The 14,527-nt window shown below is 68.3% G+C and carries 14 protein-coding genes; 8 read left to right on the top strand and 6 right to left on the bottom strand.

Going from position 1 to position 14,527, the window contains the following annotated elements; translation table 11 throughout:
• The first annotated feature begins 30 nt into the window (after nucleotides 1–30).
• The 3 genes from DELCS14_RS29325 (at nucleotide 31) to DELCS14_RS29315 (ending at nucleotide 2,996) form a co-directional block, all read left to right on the top strand.
• Nucleotides 31–1,179, top strand: a complete 1,149-nt coding sequence (locus DELCS14_RS29325; RefSeq protein WP_013804803.1) for a homoserine O-acetyltransferase — start codon at nucleotides 31–33, stop codon at nucleotides 1,177–1,179.
• Entirely contained in the window at nucleotides 1,176–1,760 is a 585-nt protein-coding gene (gene metW, locus DELCS14_RS29320; protein WP_012207840.1) for a methionine biosynthesis protein MetW, read from the top strand. The genes DELCS14_RS29325 and metW overlap by 4 nt, the downstream gene beginning before the upstream one ends.
• Before the next feature lie 72 nt (nucleotides 1,761–1,832).
• The gene (locus DELCS14_RS29315) at nucleotides 1,833–2,996 is read left to right on the top strand and encodes a glycerophosphodiester phosphodiesterase (protein WP_013804802.1); all 1,164 of its coding nucleotides are present in this window, start codon (nucleotides 1,833–1,835) and stop codon (nucleotides 2,994–2,996) included.
• Here the strand turns inward: DELCS14_RS29315 and DELCS14_RS29310 are convergent.
• Both DELCS14_RS29310 and DELCS14_RS29305 read right to left on the bottom strand, forming a co-directional pair.
• Nucleotides 2,980–3,630 carry an NAD(P)H-dependent oxidoreductase gene (locus DELCS14_RS29310; RefSeq protein ID WP_013804801.1) on the bottom strand — a complete coding sequence of 217 codons (651 nt, stop codon included), beginning with the start codon at nucleotides 3,628–3,630 and terminating at the stop codon, nucleotides 2,980–2,982. The two genes, DELCS14_RS29315 and DELCS14_RS29310, sit on opposite strands and share 17 nt — an antisense overlap.
• Nucleotides 3,631–3,682: 52 nt before the next feature.
• Nucleotides 3,683–4,180: a MerR family transcriptional regulator gene (locus tag DELCS14_RS29305; RefSeq protein WP_228676832.1), complete on the bottom strand. Its 498-nt coding sequence runs from the start codon at nucleotides 4,178–4,180 to the stop codon at nucleotides 3,683–3,685.
• An 11-nt stretch (nucleotides 4,181–4,191) separates the two neighbouring features.
• On the opposite strand from DELCS14_RS29305, the gene DELCS14_RS29300 reads away from it, so the two are divergent.
• On the top strand, nucleotides 4,192–5,700 hold the full coding sequence (locus DELCS14_RS29300; protein ID WP_013804799.1) for a M20 family metallopeptidase: 1,509 nt from the start codon (nucleotides 4,192–4,194) through the stop codon (nucleotides 5,698–5,700).
• The gene (locus tag DELCS14_RS29295) at nucleotides 5,700–6,584 is read left to right on the top strand and encodes an alpha/beta hydrolase (protein ID WP_013804798.1); all 885 of its coding nucleotides are present in this window, start codon (nucleotides 5,700–5,702) and stop codon (nucleotides 6,582–6,584) included. The genes DELCS14_RS29300 and DELCS14_RS29295 overlap by 1 nt, the downstream gene beginning before the upstream one ends.
• Here DELCS14_RS29295 and DELCS14_RS29290 read toward each other — a convergent pair.
• Both DELCS14_RS29290 and DELCS14_RS29285 read right to left on the bottom strand, forming a co-directional pair.
• Complete coding sequence (locus DELCS14_RS29290; RefSeq protein WP_013804797.1) at nucleotides 6,571–7,323, bottom strand: 16S rRNA (uracil(1498)-N(3))-methyltransferase; 753 nt, start codon at nucleotides 7,321–7,323, stop codon at nucleotides 6,571–6,573. The genes DELCS14_RS29295 and DELCS14_RS29290 overlap by 14 nt on opposite strands.
• Nucleotides 7,324–7,336: 13 nt before the next feature.
• Nucleotides 7,337–8,434 carry a phosphotransferase gene (locus tag DELCS14_RS29285; RefSeq protein ID WP_013804796.1) on the bottom strand — a complete coding sequence of 366 codons (1,098 nt, stop codon included), beginning with the start codon at nucleotides 8,432–8,434 and terminating at the stop codon, nucleotides 7,337–7,339.
• Between the two features lie 203 nt (nucleotides 8,435–8,637).
• On the opposite strand from DELCS14_RS29285, the gene lptD reads away from it, so the two are divergent.
• The 3 genes from lptD (at nucleotide 8,638) to rsmA (ending at nucleotide 13,275) form a co-directional block, all read left to right on the top strand.
• Nucleotides 8,638–10,962: an LPS assembly protein LptD gene (gene lptD, locus DELCS14_RS29280; RefSeq protein WP_013804795.1), complete on the top strand. Its 2,325-nt coding sequence runs from the start codon at nucleotides 8,638–8,640 to the stop codon at nucleotides 10,960–10,962.
• A 41-nt stretch (nucleotides 10,963–11,003) separates the two neighbouring features.
• Nucleotides 11,004–12,431 (top strand): peptidylprolyl isomerase, encoded by a 1,428-nt coding sequence (locus DELCS14_RS29275; RefSeq protein WP_013804794.1) that lies wholly within the window; start codon nucleotides 11,004–11,006, stop codon nucleotides 12,429–12,431.
• 76 nt (nucleotides 12,432–12,507) lie between these two features.
• Nucleotides 12,508–13,275: a 16S rRNA (adenine(1518)-N(6)/adenine(1519)-N(6))-dimethyltransferase RsmA gene (gene rsmA / locus DELCS14_RS29270; protein WP_034397468.1), complete on the top strand. Its 768-nt coding sequence runs from the start codon at nucleotides 12,508–12,510 to the stop codon at nucleotides 13,273–13,275.
• An 89-nt stretch (nucleotides 13,276–13,364) separates the two neighbouring features.
• On the opposite strand, the gene DELCS14_RS29265 is transcribed toward rsmA, so the two are convergent.
• Nucleotides 13,365–13,790 carry a barstar family protein gene (locus DELCS14_RS29265; RefSeq protein WP_013804792.1) on the bottom strand — a complete coding sequence of 142 codons (426 nt, stop codon included), beginning with the start codon at nucleotides 13,788–13,790 and terminating at the stop codon, nucleotides 13,365–13,367.
• 149 nt (nucleotides 13,791–13,939) lie between these two features.
• Nucleotides 13,940–14,359, bottom strand: coding sequence for a ribonuclease (locus DELCS14_RS29260; protein WP_013804791.1), 420 nt, complete (start codon nucleotides 14,357–14,359; stop codon nucleotides 13,940–13,942).
• Between the last annotated feature and the right edge of the window lie 168 nt (nucleotides 14,360–14,527).

Below are 14,527 nucleotides of genomic sequence, written 5' to 3'. Positions count from 1 at the left end.
GCCTCGTTTTTAGCGATGCCGGGTTTTTTCATGTCCTTCATCGCCACACCACAAAACATGCACTTCGACGAGCCCCTGCCGCTGCAGGGCGGCGGCTCGATCCGGGACTACGACCTCGCCTACGAGACCTACGGGCAGCTCAATGCCGATCGCAGCAACGCGGTGCTGGTCTGCCATGCGCTCAATGCCTCCCACCATGTGGCAGGCGTCTACGAGGGCCAGGCCAAGAGCGAGGGCTGGTGGGACAACATGATCGGCCCGGGCAAGCCCGTGGATACGAACCGGTTCTTCGTGATCGGCGTGAACAACCTGGGCTCGTGCTTTGGCTCGACCGGCCCCATGCACGCGCATCCCGACACCGGCAAGATCTATGGCGCCGACTTCCCCGTGGTCACGGTGGAGGATTGGGTGGACGCCCAGGCCCGGCTGCTGGACCGGCTGGGCATTGACCAGCTGGCCGCCGTGCTGGGCGGCAGCCTGGGCGGCATGCAGGCGCTGTCGTGGTCGCTGCGCCATCCTGACCGCATGCGCCACGCCGTGGTCGTGGCCAGCGCGCCCAACCTCAATGCCGAGAACATCGCCTTCAACGAGGTGGCGCGCCGCGCCATCGTCACCGACCCGGATTTCCACGGCGGGCATTTCTACGAGCACGGCGTGGTGCCGGCGCGGGGACTGCGCATCGCCCGCATGATCGGCCACATCACCTACCTCAGCGACGACGTGATGAACCAGAAGTTCGGCCGCCAGCTGAGGGAGGGGCTGGACCTGAAGTACAGCACGCAGGACGTGGAGTTCCAGATCGAGAGCTACCTGCGCTACCAGGGCGAGAAGTTCAGCAGCTACTTCGACGCCAACACCTACCTGCTGATCACGCGTGCGCTCGATTATTTCGACCCGGCGCGCGCGCATGGCGGCGACCTGACCCGGGCGCTGTCCGTGGCCAAGGCCGGCTTCCTGCTGGTGAGCTTCACCACCGACTGGCGCTTTGCCCCCGCGCGCAGCCGCGAGCTGGTCAAGTCGCTGCTGGAGAACAACCGCGACGTCAGCTACGCCGAGATCGACGCGCCCCACGGCCATGACGCCTTCCTGCTCGACGATCCCCGTTACATGAAGGTGATGCGCTCCTACTTTGACAACATCGCCCAGGAAACCCCGACAGTCGCCAAGGAGGCCGCATGACCGAGCTGAACACCATGCAGGCGATTGCGCGCCTGATCCCCAAGGGCTCGCGCGTGCTCGACCTGGGCTGCGGCGATGGCGCCCTGCTGTCGCACCTGCAGCGCGAGCGTGGCTGCACCGGCTACGGCGTGGAGCTGGACGACGCCAATGTGCTGGCCTGCGTGCGCCGGGGCGTGAACGTGCTGCAGCTGAACCTGGAGGACGGGCTGGCCATCTTCCAGGACAACAGCTTCGACGTGGTGCTGCAGATCGACACGCTGCAGCATCTGCGCAATGCCGAGACCATGCTGCAGGAGACGGCGCGCATAGGCCGCGCGGGCATCGTCGCCTTCCCCAACTTCGCGCACTGGCCCAACCGCCTGTCCGTGCTGCGCGGGCGCATGCCGGTGACGCGGCGCCTGCCCTACCAGTGGTATGACACGCCCAATATCCGCGTGGGCACCTACAAGGACTTCGAGGTGCTGGCCACCCGGAACCGGCTGCGCATCCTGGACTCCTTCGGCCTGCAGGATGGCCGCAGCGTGCGCACCCTGCCCAATCTCATGGCGGGCACGGCCGTCTTCCATTTCGAGCACGCCTGAGCGACGGTCCGGTCCATGCCCGTGTCATGGGTGGCGCGCACAATCGACGGATTGCGAACCCGAAAGGCAGACATGAACCGCTTCCCACGCCGCCGCGCGCTGGCCCTGGCCGGCGCAGCCGCCGGCCTGCTGCTGGCAGGCTGCGCCACGCCGCAGGCCGCCAATTCCCCATCGCAGGCCGCGGACTGGCCTCCCCGGCCCGCGCTGATCGCGCACCGCGGCGCATCGGCACTGCGGCCAGAGCACACGCTGGAGGCCTACCGGGAGGCCATACGCGCGGGCGCCGACTTCATCGAGCCCGACCTGGTCATCACGCGCGATGGCGTGCTGGTGGCGCGGCATGAGAACGCCATCGCCATCCTCGCGGCCGACGGCAGCCTCAAGGAGGCCACCACCAATGTGGCCGACCGCCCCGAGTTCGCGGCGCGCAAGACCACCAAAACCATCGACGGGCAGGCGATCACGGGCTGGTTCGTGGAGGATTTCACGCTGGCCGAGCTGAAGACGCTGCGTGCGCGTGAACGCATCCCGGCGATCCGCCCGGCGAATGTGCAGTTCAATGACCGTTTCGAGGTGCCCACGCTGCAGGAGGTCATCGACCTGGCAAAGGCGGAGAGCGCGCGCACGAACCGAACCATAGGCATCTATCCCGAGACCAAGCACCCGAGCTACTTCCAGTCCATCGGCCTGCCGCTGGAGCCCGTGCTGCTGAAGCTGCTTGCGGACAACGGCTGGAACCATGCGCAGGCGCCGGTGTTCGTGCAGTCCTTCGAGGTCGAGAACCTGCGCTGGATCCGTGCGCGCAGCAGCCTGCGCCTGGTGCAATTGCTGGCTCCCAAGGGCAAGCCCCATGACAGCGTGGCACGCGGCACGGGCCCCGGCTATGCCGACATGGTCACGCCCGCAGGCCTGGCCGAGATTGCGCGCTACGCCAACGGCATCGGGCCGAGCAAGAGCATGGTGATCCCCGTGGTGCAGGGCGCCAATGCGGCGCCCACGGCACTGGTGGCCGATGCCCACCGTGCGGGGCTGCTGGTCCATCCCTGGACGCTGCGGCCCGAGAACGCCTTCCTGCCCCTGAGCCTGAAATCGCCGCCCGCACAGGACGGCACCCGGCGCGGCAATGCGCGCGCCGACATGGACGATTTCCTGCGCACGGGCATCGATGGCATCTTCACCGACGATCCGTCGGTGGGGCGCGCGGCCATCGATGACCTGCTCAAACCGAAGCCTTGAGACGGCGCGCCGCCGCGCGCTTGCCTGCTGCCTGCGCCTGCTCCAGCCACCGCTGCACACGGGCGGCCTCGGCGCCGAGCACGGGGCCGAAGCTGTGTATGCGCACGGGCCGGATGCCGCTGAATTCCAGGATGGCGCGGCGCATCTGGTGGTGGCCCGGCATGTGCGCCACCCAGCGGTAGTACCAGGGCGGTGAATCCATGCTCACCAGCAGGTCGGCCGTGCGGCCGGCCAGCAGCCGGTCCCACAGCACCGAGCCCTTGCGGTACTTGAACGCGAAGCCCGGCAGAAAGATGCGGTCGATGAATCCCTTGAGCAAGGCCGGCAGGCCGCCCCACCAGGTGGGATAGGCCCATGCCAGGTGGCTGGCCCACAGGATGTCGGCCTGGGCCCGCTGCAGGTCAGGCTCCAGGGGCTGGTCCTGGCGGTAGCCGGCATGCAGCAGCGGGTCGAAGTCCAGTTCGCCCAGGCGCAGCAGGCGTACCTCGGCGCCGCTGTCGCGTGCGCCCTGTGCGTAGGCGTCGGCCAGGCCTGCGCACAGGCTGCTGGCCGACGGGTGGCCGAGGATGATCAGGATGCGCTGGGGATGCGTATCGGCAGGAGGGCGGGAGGTGCTTGGAGACATGGCGCCCATGTTCGCCTTGCCCCTTGGGGCAGGGTCAAGCACCCGGGCTCAGGCCGCGTGCTCAGGCCAATGCGGGTTCGCAGGCGCCCTGGGTACCTGCCGTCTCCAGGCTGCATTCGAGCAGTTCGCGCTCCAGCGCCGCCAACTGGGACTGCTGTGCCTGGAGGCGCCGGATTTCTGCCTGAACCTGGGTGCTGCGCTCGCGCAGCAGCCGGGCCAGGGCTTCCCAGCTTGTGGCCTCATGGATGCGGTGCAGGCCGTGCAGCTCGTCCAGCCGAAAGCCCAGTCCCAGCGCCTGGCGTATGCGCTGCACAAGCACCAGGTCCTGCTCGCCATAGATGCGGTAGCTGCCTGCCCGTGCCACGGCGCCGAGCAGGCCCCGTGATTCATACAGCCGGACGGCCTTGGGCGAGCAGCCGGCGCGTCGGGCGAGTTCTCCGATATACATGGCGCGATCGTAGTCGTTGGCGGCGGGGTGTCCGGGGTCCGTGCCGCCTTGGCGCACAATGACCGGATCGCGGCGCTGGCTTCGCTCGAACGGTGCGCCGACCCATGACACGAGGACCCGCCATGAACGCACGCACCCCTTCGCAACTGCTGCAGCCCGCAGCCGCGCTTGACCAGATCAGCCGCTCCTGGGACGAGCGCATCGTCCCGGCGCTGACCGAGTACATCGCCATTCCCGCCAAATCGCCCATGTTCGCGCCCGACTGGGAGCAGCAGGGCCACCTGGAGACCGTGCTGCGCAATGCGGCGGACTGGGTGCTGGCGCAGAAGGTGGCCGGCCTGACGCTGGAGATCGTGCGCCAGCCCGGCCGCACGCCGGTGCTGTTCTTCGAGGTGGAGGGCACGCAGGACAAGGCGGCCTCCAGCCCCACGGTGCTGATGTACGGCCACCTGGACAAGCAGCCAGAGTTCGACGGCTGGCGCAGCGACCTGGGCCCGTGGACGCCCAAGTACGAGAACGGCAAGCTCTATGGCCGTGGCGGCGCCGACGACGGCTATGCGGTCTACGCCAGCATCGCGGCCGTGCAGGAGCTCAAGCGCCAGGGCGTGCCACACCCGCGCATCCTGGGCCTGATCGAGACCTGCGAGGAAAGCGGCTCGCGCGACCTGCTGCCCTATGTCGATGCCCTGCGTCCGCGCCTGGGCGATGTGGGCCTGGTGATCTGCCTGGACAGCGGCGCCGGCAACTACGACCAGCTGTGGCTGACCACCAGCCTGCGCGGCATGGCCAGCGGCACGCTGAAGGTGGAAATCCTCACCGAGGGCGTGCATTCGGGCGATGCCTCGGGCGTCGTGCCGTCGTCCTTCCGCATCCTGCGCCAGGTGCTGGACCGGCTGGAGGACAGCAAGACCGGGCGCCTGCTGCCCGCCAGTTTCCACTGCGAGGTGCCGGCCGAGCGCATGGCGCAGATGCGCGACACGGCGGCCATCCTGGGTGAGGAAACCTATGCCCGCTTCCCCTGGGCGCACTACGACTGCGGCGGCTCCACGCTGTTCGCCCTGCCCACCACCACCGACCCGGTCCAGGCCCTGGTCAAGCGCACCTGGGAGCCCACGTTGAGCGTGACCGGCGCCGAGGGCCTGCCCGCGCTGCAGGATGCCGGCAACGTGCTGCGTCCCTATACCGCCTTCAAGCTCAGCCTGCGCCTGCCGCCCCTGGTCGATGCCGCTGCCTGCGTGCAGGAAATGAAGGCGCTGCTGGAGGACAACGCGCCCTACCAGGCCCGTGTGACCTGGCAGGGCCTGTCGGGCGCCAGCGGCTGGAATGCGCCAGCCATGGACGGCTGGTTCGAGGACGCGCTCAACGCGGCAAGCCAGGCGCATTTCGGCGCCTCCTGCGGCTACATCGGCCAGGGCGGCACGATTCCGCTGATGAACATGCTCAGCCAGGGCTTTCCCAAGGCCCAGATGATGGTCTGCGGCGTGCTCGGTCCCAAGAGCAATGCCCACGGTCCCAATGAATTCCTGCACGTGCCCTATGCCAAGAAGCTCACGGCCGCCGTGGCCCAGGTGATCGCCGCCATGGCCGGGGCGCAGGCAGCCGCCGAGGCGGGCGCTGCTGGCGTGGCGTGATGGCAGCGCCGGCCCCCGCACCCGTTCCCGCACCTGCCTCGCAAGGCCAGGTCACGCGCCTTGCGTCCAGCGATGGCGCCGAGCTGTCACTGCGCGACTGGCCCGTGGATGGGGGCCAGGCGCGCGCCACCGTGCTGCTGGTGCACGGCCTGGGCGAGCACATCGGCCGCTATGAGGCGCTGGCCCGGCGCCTCAATGCATGGGGCTATGCGGTGCGCGGCTACGACCAATACGGCCATGGGCGCTCGGCAGGGCCGCGCGGCGGCTTGACGGCCGATGGCCGGCTGCTGGATGACCTTGCAGCCGTGGTCGATGCCACGCGTGCCCAGCAGCCCGCTGGCCAGCCGCTGGTGCTGCTGGGCCACAGCCTGGGCGGCCTGGTGGCGGCGCTGTTCGTGGCGCGTGCCATCCGGCCTGTCGATGCGCTGGTGCTGTCTTCGCCGGCCCTCGACGTGGGTTTGTCGCCCATCCAGAAGCTGCTCGTGGGCACGCTGCCGCGCCTGGTGCCCGACCTGCGCGTGTCCAACGGCCTGCAGATTCCCTATCTCTCGCATGACGCGGCGGTCTGCGATGCCTACCGTGCCGATCCGCTGTGCCATGACCGCATCTGCGCGCGGCTGGCGCGGTTTCTGGCGCAGGGCGGCCCGCAGGTGCTGGCCCGCGCGGGGCAGTGGGGCGTGCCCAGCCTGCTGATGTGGGCGGGGGACGACAGGCTGGTGGCGCCGGCCTGCAGCCAGGCCTTTGCCGACCGCGCGCCGCCAGCCGTGGTACAGGCGCAGTGCTTTGACGGCGCCTACCACGAGCTGTTCAACGAGCGCGATGACTTCGCCGCGCCCGTGTTCGCGCGGCTGCGCGACTGGCTGGGCCGCTTCAGGCCAGCGTGAGCGCCGCCAGCGCGGCCAGGGGCGCGGTTTCCGCGCGCAGCACGCGTGGCCCCAGCGTGACGGGCACAAAGCCCTGGGCGCGGGCCAGGGCCTCCTCGGCAGGCGACAGGCCGCCCTCGGGGCCGGAGAGAAAGACCACGGGTGCATCCTCGGCCGTGGCATCCAGGATCTCACCCAGCGGCCGCGTGCCCTCGCCCAGCGACAGCAGCAGGCGCAGCGTGCCGGGCGGCAGCTGTTTCGCACCGCCCTCCAGCCAGTCCTCCAGGTCTGCAGGGGTGTGCAGCGGGGGAACGCGGTTGCGCGTGCACTGCTCGCAGGCCGATACGGCCACGGCCTGCCAGTGGGCGAGTTTTTTCTCGGCGCGCTCGCCCTTGAGCTTGAGCACGCTGCGCTCGGCCACCAGCGGCGTGATGCTGGCGGCGCCCAGCTCGGCCGCCTTCTCCACCAGCCAGTCCATGCGTTCGTTGGCCGTGATGCCGGCCAGCAGGTGCACGGGGCGCAGGGGCTCGCGTTCCACGGCGTGGTGCGCGCCTATGCGCACGGCCACGTCGCTGCGGCCCATGCGCAGCACGGTGGCCTCGAACTCACCGCCGCTGAAGCCTTCGCCGGCGCGGCCTTCGAAGAGGGTGATGCCGTCGCCGGGCTGCAGGCGCAGCACCTGCACATGGCGTGCCGCGCCGGGCGGCAGGTCGATGTCGGCGCCGCTGCGCAGCGCAATGGGGCAGTGAAAGCGTGGCATGGCGTATCCGTTCTCAGACGCGCCCGTAGGCCCAGCCGACCTGGGGCTGGATGTTTTCGATCTGGTCCACCAGGCGCAGCAGCGGCGTCAGCTCGCGGTAGCGGCTGCAGGTGGAGCGGATGTAGTGGATGAAGCGCGGCGCGTCGGCCAGGTAGCGGGGCTTGCCGTCGCGCAGCGTCAGCCGCGCGAAGATGCCGGCCACCTTGAGGTGGCGCTGCAGGCCCATCCACTCCACGCCCCGGTAGAACTCGCCGAAATCGTCGCCCCAGCCGCTTTGGCTGCGTGCGCCGACCAATCCCGACTTGCGCGCCTTCTCCCAGTAACGCACGGTAATGTCGATGACAAAGTCCTCTTCCCAGCTGATGAAGGCATCGCGCAGCAGGCTGGCGATGTCATAGGTCACCGGGCCATAGACCGCATCCTGGAAGTCCAGCACGCCCAGCGGGCCGCTGGCGGTCACGGGCTGCATGAGATTGCGCGTCATGAAGTCGCGGTGCACGAAGACGCTGGGTGCCGCCAGGTTGTGGGCCACGATCTGGTCGAAGGCCTTGGCCAGCGTGGCCTGCTGCCTGTCGTCGAGCACGGTCTCGCGGTGACGCGCGATGTACCAGTCGGGGAACAGCTGCAGCTCGCGGCGCAGCAGCGCGTCGTCATACGCGGGCAGCACGTCGGGGCGCGAGGCGGTCTGCCAGGCCAGCAGCACCTCCAGCGCCGAGCGGTACCAGGCTTCCGCGTCCTGGGGCTTTTCCGGGTCCAGCGCCTCGATGACGGTGTGGCCGCCCAGGTCGGACAGCAGCATGAAGCCGTGCGCCGCATCCCAGTCCAGGATCTGCGGCACGGCCAGCCCGGCCGAGGCCATCAGCGCCTGCACCTTGGCGAAGGGCGCGCAATCTTCCTTGTCCGGCGGGGCATCCATGACGATGAGGCTGGCGCCCGCGCTGGTGTCCAGGCGCAGATAGCGGCGAAAGCTGGCATCGGCCGAGGCAGGGCGCAGGGTTTCGGGGCGCAGCGCGTGGCGGGCGGACAGCGGGGCCAGCCAGGCGTCGAAGGCGGCGTGGCGGGCGGGGTCGGCCCAGACAACGCCGGCCGTGGGGGTGTTTGGATGGCTCATGGATAATCGCGATTCTACAAACCGCCACCCCGGCGAATGCCCGGCGGTGATGCTAGGCTTGCGCCTTTGTCCACCCGCCGCTGTTGACCACCGTGTACCTCCGACCGCCGCTCCCCGATCCGCTGGCTGCCCGCGCGCCCGCGCGCCCCGCTGTACGCCCGCTGGCCTGGCTTGTGGCTCTCGCATGGGCCGGTGGCTCCACCATGGCCCAGGCCCAGCCCGCTGCAGCCGACGAAGGCCGGCTGCAGCAAGTCCGCCCGCTGCGCCCCAGCACGCTGATGCAGGAAACCTATCCCGAGGCGGTGCGCTCCCAGCAGCCCGTCTATGTGCGCGGTGACGCGCTCAGCGGCCAGCCGGACATCAACTCGGTGGTCGAGGGCAATGCCGAACTGCGCCGTGGCGACACCATGATCCGCGCCGACCGGCTCGAATACCAGGTGCCCGACGACCGCGTCAATGCCTCGGGCGCGGTGCACATCAACCAGGCCGGCAATGTCTACGAGGGCACGCAGCTGGACCTGGAGGTCGATGCCTTCAAGGGCTTTTTCGACAACGCCGGATATCGCTTCCTGGCCAATGGCGCCTACGGCAAATCCTCGCGCGTGGACTTCATCGACCGCGACCATGCCGTGGTCCACGATGCCACCTACACCACCTGCCAGCGCGACGACGAGGCCAGCTGGGAGCCTGCCTGGATGCTGCGCGCCCGGACCCTGCACATCGATATGGCCGAGGAAGTGGGCGTGGCCGAGGGCGCGGCCCTGCAGTTCAAGGGCGTGACCGTGCTGCCCGTGCCGCGCATGAGCTTTCCGCTGTCGGACAAGCGCAAGTCGGGCCTGCTGCCTCCCACCATGGGCCTGGACAAGCTCAGCGGCATCGAATACACGCAGCCCTACTACTGGAACCTTGCGCCCAACCGCGACATGACCCTGTATCCCTCGGTCATGAGCAAGCGCGGCGTCAACCTGGGCGCCCAGTTTCGCTACCTGGAGCCGACCTATTCGGGCGAGGCCTATGCGGCCTACATGCCCGGCGACCGCCAGCGTGACCGGGACCGCTGGGCCTACTCGCTGCAGCACCGGGGCGTCATCGACTCGCCCATTGGTGGCCTGGGGTTGAACATGAACCTCAACCGCGTCAGCGACGACAACTACTGGCGCGACTTCCCGCTGGCCGCCAAAACGCTGCGCGAGCGCCTGCTGCCCAACGATGTGAACCTGTCCTGGGCGCGGGGCTACAATGTGCTGACCCTGCGCACCCTGTACTGGCAGACCATGCAGGATGCATCGGCGCCTATTGCCCCGCCCTACGGCATGAAGCCGCAGCTGCAATGGCGCTACACGCCGCTGGACCTGCCGCACGGCCTGGACTTCAGCTTTGTGGCCGACACCACGCGCTTCGAGATCGACAAGCCCCTGGCCGGCATGACCTACAACAACGGCCAGCGCAGCTACATGCTGGCCCAGGTGAGCCGCCCCTTCCTGTCGCCGGGCGCCTTCATCACGCCCAGGATCCAGTTGCACACCAGCAACTACCAGGTGGACAGCCTGATGAGCAACGGCAGCCGCAATGCCTCGCGCACGCTGCCCACGGTCAGCGTGGACAGCGGGCTGGTGTTCGAGCGCGACACCACGCTGTTCGGCCGCCAACTGCTGCAGACCTTCGAGCCGCGCGCCTTCTACACCTACACGCCCTACCGCGACCAGAGCTTTCTGCCGCTGTATGACACGGCGCGCAACGACTTCAACTTCGCGAGCATCTACTCCGAGAACGACTACAACGGCCAGGACCGCATTGCCGACAACCACCTGCTGACCCTGGGTGCGACCACGCGCCTGATCGACGGGACCACGGGTGCGGAAAAGGCGCGCTTCGGCATTGCGCAGCGCGTGCGTTTCTCCGACCAGAAGGTCATCTTGCCCGGCGAGGTGCCGGCTACCAGCCGCCTGTCCGACGTGCTGCTGGGCGCGGCCATCAACTGGACCGATGCCTGGTCCACCGAAGGCACGACCCAGTACAACCGCGACCTCAACCGCTCGGTGCGTACCACCTTTGGTGCGCGCTACAGCCCCAGCTCCTACCGCACGGTGAACGTGGCCTACCGTACCCAGTACGACACCGTGGCGCGTACCGACGCCAGCAAGCTGGTCGATGTGGGCTGGCAATGGCCCATCAACGACCTGTGGGGCGACAAGGGGCGCGACCTGGGTGCTGGCCGTGGCCAGGGCGGCGGGCGCTGGTACACGGTGGGCCGGTTGAACTACAGCCTGAAGGACCGCAAGCTCGTCGATACCGTGGTCGGGCTGGAGTACGACGGCTGCTGCTGGATTGGCCGCGTGGTGCTGGAGCGCCTGCAAAGCTCCATCACCCAGTCCAACACCCGGCTGCTGTTCCAGATCGAGTTCGTCGGCTTCTCGCGGCTGAGCCTGGGTGCAGACCCGCAGCGCAGCCTCAAGCAGAATGTGCCGCGCTACCAGTACCTGCGCGAGTCCGTGACGCCTCCCAGCCGCTTCACCAACTACGATTAGAGCCAACGCTCCAAACACGCTTTTTGCAAGGCATCTCTCCCATGCGTTTTCTTTCCCAGACCCATTGCTGCGCAGCTGCCGCTGTGGCGCTGGCCTTGTTGGCCACCACAGCCCAGGCGCAAGGCCTGCGTGTTCCGGGCCAGTCCAGGGCGCCCCAGGCCGGCGATGCCTCCGTCTCGCGTGCGCTGGACGCCACCAACCTGCCCTCGTCGCGCGATCGCGGCGCCAAGGCAGGCGTGCGCTCGGCCGATTACATCGTCGCCGTGGTCAACTCCGAGCCGGTGACCAACAACGAAGTGCGTGCCCGCATGGCGCGCGTGGCGCAGAACATTGCCGAGCAGGGCGGCCAGATGCCGCCCGAGGCGCTGCTGGCCCGCGAGGTGCTCGAGCGCCTGATCGTCGAAAAGGCCCAGCTGCAGGAAGCCAAGGACACGGGCCTGCGCGTGGATGACTACGCCGTGGACCAGGCGCTGACCAATGTGGCGCGGCAAAACGGCCTGGACAAGGCTGGCCTGCAGTCCCGCCTGCGGGCCGAAGGCGTGAACGAAAAGCAGTTCCGCGAAGAGCTGCGCCGCCAGATCACGCTGCAACGTCTGCGCGAGCGCGATGTGGACGGCCGCGTGCGCGTCACCGATGCCGACATCGATCGCTACCTGGCTGAGCAGCGCAGCGGCGGTGCCGACAAGGCACCGGCCGCCGTGAACCTGGGCCACATCCTGATTTCCGTGCCCGAGAACGCCAGCCCCGCCGAAGTGGCCGAGCGCGAGGCCCGCGCCAAGCAGGCCGCCGAGGCCGCCCGCACGCAAGGCGACTTCCTGGCCGTGGTCAAGGAGTTCTCCGATGTGCCCGACGGCCAGGGCGGCGGCGCCATGGGCATGCGCCCGCTGGACCGCTATCCCGAGCTGTTCACCAAGGCCGTGGGCCAGACGGCGCAGGGCGGCATCGTCGGCCCCTTCCGTTCGGGTGCGGGCTTTCACGTGCTCAAGGTGCTGGAGAAGTCGCAGGCCGGCATGCCGTCCGTGGTCACGCAAAACCATGCGCGCCACATCCTGCTGCGCATTGGCGACCAGATGACCGAGGCCGATGCCGCCAAGCGCCTGGCCGACTACAAGCGCCGCGTGGACAGCGGCCAGGCCAGCTTCGAATCGCTGGCCCGCGAGTTCTCGCAGGACGGCAGCGCGCGCAACGGCGGCGACCTGGGCTGGGCCTCGCCCGGCCAGTTCGTGCCCGAGTTCGAGCAGGTGCTCAATGCGCTGCAGCCCGGCCAGGTCAGCGACCCGCTGGTCTCGCGCTTCGGTGTGCACCTGATCCAGCTCATCGAGCGCCGCCAGGCTGCGCTGACGCCCCGCGAGCAGCGCGACATGGTGCGCAACGTGGTGCGCGAGCGCAAGCTCGAAACCGACTACCAGACCTGGCTCCAGGAACTGCGTGGCCGCGCCTACGTCGAGTACCGCGAGCCTCCGCAATAAGACACCCCCCGAGCAGCTGCGGCTGCAGCAGTCCACAATGGAAGGCGGTGCCATGGCGCACCGCCTTGCTTTTTCTATGAAACACATTCCTCGCAAACGCTTCGGCCAGAACTTCCTGACCGATGACGGCATCATCGACGGCATCGTGAGCGCCATCGACCCCCGGCCGGGCCAGTCCATGGTCGAGATCGGGCCGGGCCTGATGGCCCTGACCCAGCCCCTGGTCGAACGCCTGGGCCGGCTCACCGTGATCGAGCTGGACCGCGACCTGGCCGTGCGCCTGCGCCTGCACGAGCAGCTCGACGTGGTCGAGTCCGACGTGCTCAAGGTGGACTTCCGTGCCATTGCCGCGCGCCTGGGCGTGCCCAAGCTGCGCATTGCGGGCAACCTGCCCTACAACATCTCCAGCCCCATCCTCTTTCACCTGCTCGAGCAGGTGGACGTGGTCGAGGACCAGCATTTCATGCTGCAAAAGGAGGTCATCGACCGCATGGTGGCGTCGCCCTCCACGGCCGCCTATGGGCGGCTGACGGTCATGCTGCAGTGGCGCTATGCGATGGAGAGCGTGCTGTACGTGCCGCCCGAGAGCTTCAATCCGCCGCCCAAGGTGGACAGCGCCGTCGTGCGCATGGTTCCGCGCGAGGCGCCGGCAGCGCTGGACGCGAAGCTGCTGGAGGAGATGGTGCAGGTGGCCTTCAGCCAGCGGCGCAAGATCCTGCGCAACACGCTGGGGCGCTGGCTGGAGGCCAAGGGCTTTGACGGGGAATTCGACCTGCAGCGCCGCGCCGAGGAAGTGCCAGTGTCCGAATACGAGGCACTCGCCGCCCGGTTCACGCGCGCCTAGGCACAGGCGGTGCCCAGCGACTGCAGCGCCGACAGAGCCCACAGCACCCGATTGGGCGCTGTGGGCTCTGGGCCCTCAATGTCCTGCGCTTACAGGAACGAGTAGAAGCAGCGGAACGGAATCTTGCGCTCGGCCCAGTACTCGGCCGCGTCGCGGAAGCTGTCCAGCAGCTGCTCGCGCACTTCCTTGTCGAACTTGGGCGTGGTCGGGATCTGGTCGAGCACGAGCACAAAGCCCGGCTGCGGGCCGGCCTTGTGGATGGGGTCGGTCAGGCAGTCGTAGAGCGCGTCGAAGTTCTTGCCGAAATGCGCAGGGAAGAAGAACTGCGTGGCCAGCAGTTCCAGGATATCGGCCTTGGTCTGCGCATGGGCCAGGTTGGCATACAGAAAATGGCACCCCAGCGTCTCGGCCGCCTGTTGCAGATCCTCCACCCTGTAGGCGCGGATCGACTGCACGATGTTGGCGCGCACGTTCCGCAAAGGGGTGTCGGGGATCTTACGAAGTGGTGCATCCATCTCCGTGGCTCTTTCTCTAACGTGGATGTGGCCTGCGGGGACGGGCTCATGGCCTTCGGCATCCCTGGGCTGTGGATGAAATGCAGACCCCTGCCAGCGCACTGCGTCGGACACGGAGGGTCGAACTGGCTGTAGAGACTGGGTCGAGGTCATTCGATGATCTTGCGAAAGCTGCTGTAGTGGTCGCTGGTGTAGTAGCAGGCATCGGGCTGCTGGGGCTCTCCGCCGCAGACGATGCGACGGGCCCCACGGTCACGCGAACCGGGCGTGCGCACCGTGTACTCACGGTAATAGCCGCGCGACTGACGCGGCAGGATGCGCTCGCGGTTGCCGAACACCGTGCCGTCCTTGTCGTGGGCAAAAGGCCCGCCGCGCAGGATCAGCGTATACGTGGAACGGCCTTCGCGCGGCAACTCGGACAGGGCGACGGTGGCCACGGCCGCCGTCGTCTCCACGCTCTCGGGCGCCGAGCGGCGCGCATCAGCGAGCGAGGGCGACAGCACAAAGGCGGCCCCGACGATGAGCGCTAGACCGGACTGGTACGCCTTGGCGGCGGCTGCCTTCAGCATCAACTACACCTTTCAGAAATCCAGGGAAGCCCTGAAATCTCGACCCGCTAGTGTGACGGAACACCCCTCAAAATGCAAGTTCTGCCCAAAAAACAGGCAGCTTGACCAAGGAAATGTCTGGGGATTGAACAGTGGGCAGGCAACTCTGCGCCTGAGTTGCCTGCTATT

It is taken from the genome of Delftia sp. Cs1-4, assembly GCF_000214395.1.
GTDB lineage: Bacteria > Pseudomonadota > Gammaproteobacteria > Burkholderiales > Burkholderiaceae_C > Comamonas > Comamonas acidovorans.
This window is presented reverse-complemented; position numbering and strand designations above follow the sequence as displayed.

Bases quoted from the DNA above. Each gene is read 5' to 3' on its own strand.
- lptD (WP_013804795.1), top strand. From the start codon at position 8,638: ATGGCCCAGGCCCAGCCCGCTGCAGCCGACGAAGGCCGGCTGCAGCAA.
- DELCS14_RS29295 (WP_013804798.1), top strand. From the start codon at position 5,700: ATGGCAGCGCCGGCCCCCGCACCCGTTCCCGCACCTGCCTCGCAAGGC.
- DELCS14_RS29325 (WP_013804803.1), top strand. From the start codon at position 31: ATGTCCTTCATCGCCACACCACAAAACATGCACTTCGACGAGCCCCTG.
- DELCS14_RS29300 (WP_013804799.1), top strand. From the start codon at position 4,192: ATGAACGCACGCACCCCTTCGCAACTGCTGCAGCCCGCAGCCGCGCTT.
- DELCS14_RS29275 (WP_013804794.1), top strand. From the start codon at position 11,004: ATGCGTTTTCTTTCCCAGACCCATTGCTGCGCAGCTGCCGCTGTGGCG.
- DELCS14_RS29260 (WP_013804791.1), bottom strand. From the start codon at position 14,359: ATGCTGAAGGCAGCCGCCGCCAAGGCGTACCAGTCCGGTCTAGCGCTC.
- DELCS14_RS29265 (WP_013804792.1), bottom strand. From the start codon at position 13,790: ATGGATGCACCACTTCGTAAGATCCCCGACACCCCTTTGCGGAACGTG.
- rsmA (WP_034397468.1), top strand. From the start codon at position 12,508: ATGAAACACATTCCTCGCAAACGCTTCGGCCAGAACTTCCTGACCGAT.
- DELCS14_RS29310 (WP_013804801.1), bottom strand. From the start codon at position 3,630: ATGGGCGCCATGTCTCCAAGCACCTCCCGCCCTCCTGCCGATACGCAT.
- metW (WP_012207840.1), top strand. From the start codon at position 1,176: ATGACCGAGCTGAACACCATGCAGGCGATTGCGCGCCTGATCCCCAAG.
- DELCS14_RS29285 (WP_013804796.1), bottom strand. From the start codon at position 8,434: ATGAGCCATCCAAACACCCCCACGGCCGGCGTTGTCTGGGCCGACCCC.
- DELCS14_RS29290 (WP_013804797.1), bottom strand. From the start codon at position 7,323: ATGCCACGCTTTCACTGCCCCATTGCGCTGCGCAGCGGCGCCGACATC.
- DELCS14_RS29315 (WP_013804802.1), top strand. From the start codon at position 1,833: ATGAACCGCTTCCCACGCCGCCGCGCGCTGGCCCTGGCCGGCGCAGCC.